Origin of the sequence: Synechococcales cyanobacterium T60_A2020_003 (genome assembly GCA_015272205.1) — a bacterium.
Lineage (GTDB): Bacteria > Cyanobacteriota > Cyanobacteriia > RECH01 > RECH01 > JACYMB01.
On record JACYMB010000154.1, the window covers coordinates 1 to 2370 of the forward strand.

2 protein-coding genes are annotated in these 2370 nt (G+C 49.4%); one reads left to right on the top strand and one right to left on the bottom strand.

Going from position 1 to position 2370, the window contains the following annotated elements:
- The first annotated feature begins 156 nt into the window (after window positions 1-156).
- Window positions 157-1701 (top strand): sulfotransferase family 2 domain-containing protein, encoded by a 1545-nt coding sequence (locus IGR76_08295; GenBank protein ID MBF2078507.1) that lies wholly within the window; start codon window positions 157-159, stop codon window positions 1699-1701.
- Between the two features lie 84 nt (window positions 1702-1785).
- Here the strand turns inward: IGR76_08295 and IGR76_08300 are convergent.
- Window positions 1786-2370: hypothetical protein (locus tag IGR76_08300; GenBank protein ID MBF2078508.1), on the bottom strand; the 585-nt coding region annotated here is incomplete at its 5' end.

Sequence of the window (2370 nt, forward strand, 5' to 3'; positions counted from 1 at the left end):
AACTTGCTCTTTTTTGATTCTGATACCCCGTCCGCTTGCGGCGGGGTAGTTCATTTGAATTCCTGCTGATAGGGCGATCGCCCCAACAAGCTACCCCAAGGCAGCACCCTATCCATATACGACTACTCAGGCTTAGAAAACACTTAAAGCATCCCTATGTTGAGTCCAGATGATCTGCTTTACTTCATTCATATCCCCAAAACAGCAGGAACAACCCTAATTACCCTGCTGGACTCAAAGTTTGATGTGAATGAGATTTTTCCGGCTCAACTTTGGAAAGAACTTGCCAAGATTCCACCGGATGAAGTGGGCAAGTATCGCTTATATCGTGGTCACTTTGGAGCACGGGGACTAGAGCCATTTTTACCCAAGCCTCCGGTCTGCATCACCATGCTGCGCCAACCCATTCCGTTGTCGTTATCAACGTATAAGTTTGTGATGCGTGAACCAGGCACACGGGTTCATAGCCTAGCTGTTGGGGAGAAGATGAGCTTTACTGACTTTATCCAGCATCCCAAAACCCGCAAGCGCATTTCAAACAAACAAACTCGCAATTTGTCGTTCAAGATCAAATACCCTCCTGCAGATGATTCCATCTTTCACTACGCTGAATCGCGCGACCTCGTGGATCAATGGCTAGACAAGTACCAACTGTCCCTGTCCGATCGTGACAGTCTGAGTGAGGCAAGAGCCCAGTTGGATGCCTGCGCCTTCTTTGGGTTGGTAGAACGTTTTGATGAGTCGATGGCACTCATGAGCTACACCTTTGGGTGGTCACCTGTTGGAACCGTACCTAAGCTCCGGGAAGCGACGACTCCCGCTGAAATTGAGGCCTTGTCTGACGATGTACGTGCCATGCTGGAAGAGTGCAATCGTTTGGATACCAAACTGTATCGCTACGCGGAAAAAGTTTTTGAAAAGCGGATGCGAGTCATGATGCGTCATCTGAGTGAATTTGCGAAACCTGGTGAACCCGAGATAAAAGCATGGACAGACGATCCTCAATTTGCAAATATTCTGCTGGATCGGTACTACGCAGACTGCCAACGGCAGGTTCTAAAACCATCCCCACGCATTCAGGTAGACTTTTCACAAGCTTTGAGTGGATCAGGTTGGCACCAGCGCGAAACGATGGCAATGGATCACAGTACCTTTCGGTGGACAGGCCCAGCCACAACAACAACCATTGATCTACCCATCCCCCAGAAAGCGGACGCCGAGATTACATTTCGAGTCATCAACGCCATTGAGATGGATGTCCTCGATAGCCTAAAGCTCGCCATCAACAACAAATCCGTGGACTTGGAGTTGCTCGATGGTGCAGGCTCGACTGTGCGAACCTACCAAGCGATCGCCCCCCAGTCAATTTTGGCAAGCGATCGCCCCTTTACGCGATTAAGTTTTATAGTCAACCGCACGATTGCGCCTCACACCAAAGAGTCGTGGAATCCGGATGTGCGTAAATTGGGAGTGGCGATTCACTGGATTGAGGTCAAGTCTCACCAAACTGATGATCTGCCTTCAGAGGAACAGACATCGGCTGTGAACGTATCTTCTAAGACGCATCAGTTCGCAGGGGCAAAAGATATCATCCGGTATAACCAGCGTATCCATCAGCGCGATCGCATCAAAAGCTTTATGAAAACCGCACCTGTATTGCGATCGCTCTATCACCTTTACAAACGGCTGACTGCCCAGTAAAACCGCATCAATCCTAAGTTCAACGGCAGCGATCACCCCTTACTGAGAGCGATCGCTTGTTATATCTTCACCCAAAACAGCGGTTTATTTCGACTTAGCAGTCCCTACTTTTGTCAGCGTATATTGACCAGGCTTTGCCCGATACCATTTCTTCTCATTAACACCAATCGACAGAATATTGAGGAGGCGATCGCGGGCTGCAGTGCGCTCCTTCTTAGGAATATCTGCTGAGAAAATCTGTCCAATTAACTCAGTAGACCCCATCAAAGCATCAGGAGAACGAGTGAACACGACTTCAACGACTTCTGTGAGCGGCTTGCCTTTGAACTCCTCCACCATAAACGATTGCCAACCACCGTCATCTTTGGTTGACTTCCGTGACTTCTTCGCCACAGGTGCAGTCGTTGTTTTTGTGGTTGGAGTAGCTGTTTTCGCGGCTGTTTTTGCGGGAACCTTCGTTTTCTTGTCAGCTTGTTTTACGGCACGAGGAGCGCGGGTGCTACGAGGGGTCGCAGGCTTCGTTACCGCTTTAGACGTTGACTTTTTCAATTTTGGTGGCGCACTGACCGCCAATCCCACCTCTGTACCTACCACTTGAATAGTGGTATCAATACTTTCAATCCCTGCGGGTCGATTCCCCGCCGCTCTGCGGCGTAAAATGCCAGGATG

Coding starts and splice junctions, on each gene's coding strand:
- IGR76_08295 (MBF2078507.1), top strand. CDS start 157: ATGTTGAGTCCAGATGATCTGCTTTACTTCATTCATATCCCCAAAACA.